This is a genomic window from uncultured Agitococcus sp., assembly GCF_937920075.1.
Taxonomy (GTDB): Bacteria; Pseudomonadota; Gammaproteobacteria; order Pseudomonadales; family Moraxellaceae; genus Agitococcus.
In genome coordinates this window covers 1-4,334 of the sequence record NZ_CALETI010000249.1, presented here as the reverse complement: position 1 = coordinate 4,334, position 4,334 = coordinate 1, and the positions used below count along the sequence as shown (strand labels likewise).

Here is a 4,334-nt window from a genome sequence, read left to right as displayed (position 1 = left end):
ACTCAGCCAATGGTTTTTCTTTGCCTTTTAAACTTAAAGTTTGAGCAAAAAATTGGCCAATGTTTGGTTGCAATTCTGGTTTATTGGCCGCAACTTCGGCAACTTCTCCCAATAAATATTGGGTTGCATTACATTGTGGGTCTAAGTCTAATACTAAGGTTTTTAAGCCTTGGCTAGCACTGACTGCCGCTAAATTAACGGTAATACTCGATTTTCCTACACCGCCTTTTTGATTAAAAATCACTCGTCTCATTTTTATTTACCCTCTATCAATTCAATATTTTTTACGCGATTAAAACAAACGCCGATTGTAATCTTAACAAAATCAACGTCTAGCTCTTTTTAGTATTTTTGCTCTATTTTTAGTCACGACTTTTTACATTTATTTAGTTAAAAAACATAAGATTAGAATGTTTATTCTACAGATTACTGTTCTATAATCGCTACAACAAGAAAAAACCATAAAAAATATATGGTTTTAATTGCAACAATAACAAAGTTAGCAAATTCGCTAATTTTTGGACGATGAGGGTTATAAAGATGAACTATTTTGTTACTGGTGGAACTGGTTTTATTGGTCGTTTCTTAGTTGCACGTTTATTAAAACGTGAAGATGCGGTGGTTTATTTATTATGCCGTCAATCTTCGCAAAGCAAATTTTTTGATTTAATGGATGAGTTAGGTGCTACCGAACAACAGCTTATTCCTGTGTTTGGAGACATTTCCCAACCCTCATTGGTTTCTGAGAGTGATTTAGCAAAGTTACAAGGCAACATTGATCACGTTTTTCACTTAGCCGCTATTTATGACATGAACATGAGCGAAGCCGAAGGCGAAGCCATTAATAATCAAGGCACGCGCAATGTAGTTAACTTTGTTAATCAATTAGGTGGCAATGTTCGTTTACATCACATGAGCTCGATTGCTGTCGCTGGCACAGAATGGGAAGGCGTGTTTAAAGAGTCGATGTTTGATGAAGGTCAAGCCTTAAGCCATCCTTATTACCGTAGCAAATTTACCTCCGAAAAAATTGTCCGTGAAGAAACCAAAGCCCCTTATCGTATTTATCGCCCTGCGATGGTGATTGGTGATTCACAAACAGGTGTCATGGACAAAGTAGATGGCCCATATTACTTCTTTAAAATGATTCAGCTTATTCGTAATAATGTGCCTAAATGGTTGCCATTATTAGGGATTACAGGTGGCCAAATGCCTGTTTGCCCTGTGGATTATGTGGCTGATGCAACAGACTATATTGCTCATAAAGATGGTTTAGATGGTCGTGCTTTTTGTTTGGTACAAAATCCTGCGCCTAGCGTCGGCGATTTTATGCAAATTATGTTTACTGCCGCTCACGGGCCTGACTTTGCCAAAAACTTTGATGTACCTGATATCAAAGTTCCTAGTGTTGCCAAAGATTTATTTAATAAATTTGCCGTCAGTGACCTTGCAGTAACTATCTCCAAAGCCATTGGTGCGCCAATTTCTACCCTCACCTATGCCTTTAATAAATTTGAGTTTGATGACAAAAATACTCGCCAAGCCTTAAAAGGTAGCGGCATAAGCTGTCCACGCCTCGAAGAATATGCTGATAAACTGTGGGATTATTGGGAATGGAATTTAGACAGTGCTGCGTTTATGTCGAGCAAAGCTTTACAAGTGGTGAGAGGCAAAACTGCTTTAATTACAGGTGCATCGAGTGGTATTGGTTTAACGGTTGCTAAAAAATTAGGCAAAGCAGGCGCGCACGTTTTGTTAGTGGCGCGTGGTGTAGAAAAACTGGAACAAACTGCCGAAATGATTCGTAAAGTTGGCGGCACAGCAACAATTTATCCGTGTGATTTATCAGATTTAAAAGCCATTGATGCGATGGCCGAACAAATTTTAGCAGATCACGGTCATGTTGATATTGTAGTTAATAATGCAGGGCGTTCGATTAGACGTGCGGTGATTGAATCACTTGACCGTTTTCACGACTTTGAACGTACCATGCAATTAAATTATTTTGGTGCAGTGCGTTTAATTTTGCGTTTATTACCGTCCATGATAACCAATAAAAAAGGTCAAATTATCAATATTTCGTCTATTGGTTGTTTGGCTAATTCACCACGCTTCTCGGCTTATGTGGCCAGTAAAGCGGCGTTGGATGCGTTTACTCGTTGTTTATCTGCCGAAGTAAAACAGTACAACATTCAAACCACGGCCATTTATATGCCTTTAGTGCGTACACCGATGATTGCACCAACCAAAATGTATGATTATGTGCCAACTTACACGCCCGACCAAGCCGCAAACTTGGTAATTAAAGCGATTGTGGACAAACCTAAACGTATTAAAACACCACTAGGACAAACTGCTGAGTTATCTTATGCCTTATGGCCAAAAGTAAATGATGCAATTTTAAACTTAGGTTTTAAATTGTTCCCATCATCTGCTGCGGCTAAAGGCATTAAGGAAGAAAAACCATCAGCCGCCGCGATTGTCATGGCCAATGTGTTACAAGGTCAACACTGGTAATCGTCCTTCGACTGCGCTCAGACAGCGTTTTTACGCTGGTTGAGCGAAGTCTAAACCAAACTAGCTCAACAATTTAGGGTGAGATCAATCGATTAGCCTCTGTTTATCGTATTCCACTCTAACTCAAACTTTGCCAAATACTTTTTCAAACGGTCAGCATCATTAGTGCTGGCCTTTTGTTGCCGTGATTGAGCAAACAACTGTCGGCCTGCTTCTGATAAACTGTTTGCCTGCTGACAAACCGCTAACACCGCTTCCAACTGAAACAAATCAAAATCATCAATTTGTTGCCATGTATTGGGTAAAAATTGCTTACATAAGCTAAATGCCTCTTGTTGTTGATTTGACCACAATTTTTCTAAACGCTGAATTTCTTTATTCACATCCTCACAAGTGACGCGTCCACCATTCGCTAAGGTTGCCATCCGACTCACTGATGACGATAAATCCCTAAAGTTTCCCGACCACAAGGCTTTGGGTTGTAAGGCATAAGCTAAATAATCTTGCCGCGCTTCTTTGTTAAAACGCACTTCTCGGCCTTGTTCACGGGCAAAACGTGCTAATTCAAACTCGATGTTTGGCTCAATATCTTCACGACGCTCGCTTAAAGGTGGCAAATGAAACGTCCACATATTCAATCGTGCATACAAATCTTCTCTAAAATTGCCTAAACGCACTTCTTCCGCCAAATCTCGACACGTACCTGCAATTAATTGAAAATCACTTTGTACTTCTTTATCTGCCCCAACAGGATAAAAACGTTTTTCTTCAATGGCTTTTAACAACATCGCTTGTTCGTCTGCACCCAATTCACCAATTTCATCCAAAAACAACAACCCGCCATCAGCACTACGCAACAAACCCGCCCTTGCACTCACAGCTCCTGTAAAAGCTCCTTTAGCATGACCAAACAAGGTAGACATGGCACTATCACCTCGCAAAGTCGCACAATTGACCTCAACAAATTCACCACGCAACTGGTGACGCTGCTTTTTTAGCTCATAGACACGCCGAGCCAAAAATGACTTACCAACCCCCGTTGCCCCCAACAACAATACAGGGCTACGTGAACGTAATGCCACTTGTTCAATTTCGGCAATCATCACATTAAAAGTCGGATTTTTGGTGGCAATACCCGATTTTAAGTGATTTTGAATTTCTAAACGTTCATCGGCAAAACGGCTGGCTAATAAGTTATAGCGCGACAAATCCAAATCAATAATATCTAAACGACCACTTTCGCCATTTTGTTGTTTACGTGGTGGTGAGCTTTGCAAAATTTTGGCAGGGAAATAACGCGTTTCGGTCAGCAAAAACAAACAAATTTGCGCGACATGTGTGCCTGTGGTGATGTGCACCAAATACTGATGTTTATCAATATCAAATTGATAAGCACGCGCATACTCATACAATGCGCCATAAACCTCTTGAAAATCCCAAGGATTTTCCAAAGGCATTAAATAGGGTTCAACTACGGTTTCTGGCGAAATAAAGGCGATATCATCAATCACCACGTTTAATAAATCGAGATATTGCTCGTTATAAAACAACACCAATTTATCAATAATAAAATCATCATGTTGACATAAGGCCACATTTGGCCGCCATTTCTCCCACCGTCCACGACCTTTGGCTGCATCTAATTGTGAACCTAAAAAACTAAAGACAATGGTTTTCATGGCTTTTTTACACCAACAATATTTATATATTTTTATAATACACTATCCATAAATATATAAAAATTAAATTTTTAAACAATATATTTTAATTTTGTTCTAATAAATTTTTTGTATTCTCATTTAAGCCGTCAACAGGTA

General features: G+C 39.4%; 3 protein-coding genes. 1 reads left to right on the top strand and 2 read right to left on the bottom strand.

The annotated features are described in order from the left end of the window. The coding region (locus tag Q0212_RS08660; RefSeq protein ID WP_297924562.1) for a ParA family protein at positions 1-253 on the bottom strand (253 nt) is incomplete at its 3' end. Positions 254-525: 272 nt separating this feature from the next. Between Q0212_RS08660 and Q0212_RS08655 the strand changes: the two genes are divergently transcribed. Beyond that, positions 526-2,517 carry an SDR family oxidoreductase gene (locus Q0212_RS08655; protein ID WP_367175792.1) on the top strand — a complete coding sequence of 664 codons (1,992 nt, stop codon included), beginning with the start codon at positions 526-528 and terminating at the stop codon, positions 2,515-2,517. 92 nt (positions 2,518-2,609) lie between these two features. Here the strand turns inward: Q0212_RS08655 and rtcR are convergent, their stop codons facing one another. Beyond that, positions 2,610-4,196, bottom strand: coding sequence for an RNA repair transcriptional activator RtcR (gene rtcR / locus Q0212_RS08650; protein WP_297924558.1), 1,587 nt, complete (start codon positions 4,194-4,196; stop codon positions 2,610-2,612). Between the last annotated feature and the right edge of the window lie 138 nt (positions 4,197-4,334).

What these genes read in the sequence shown, in the direction of transcription:
- rtcR (WP_297924558.1), bottom strand. Translation starts at nt 4,196, where the DNA reads ATGAAAACCATTGTCTTTAGTTTTTTAGGTTCACAATTAGATGCAGCC.
- Q0212_RS08655 (WP_367175792.1), top strand. Translation starts at nt 526, where the DNA reads ATGAGGGTTATAAAGATGAACTATTTTGTTACTGGTGGAACTGGTTTT.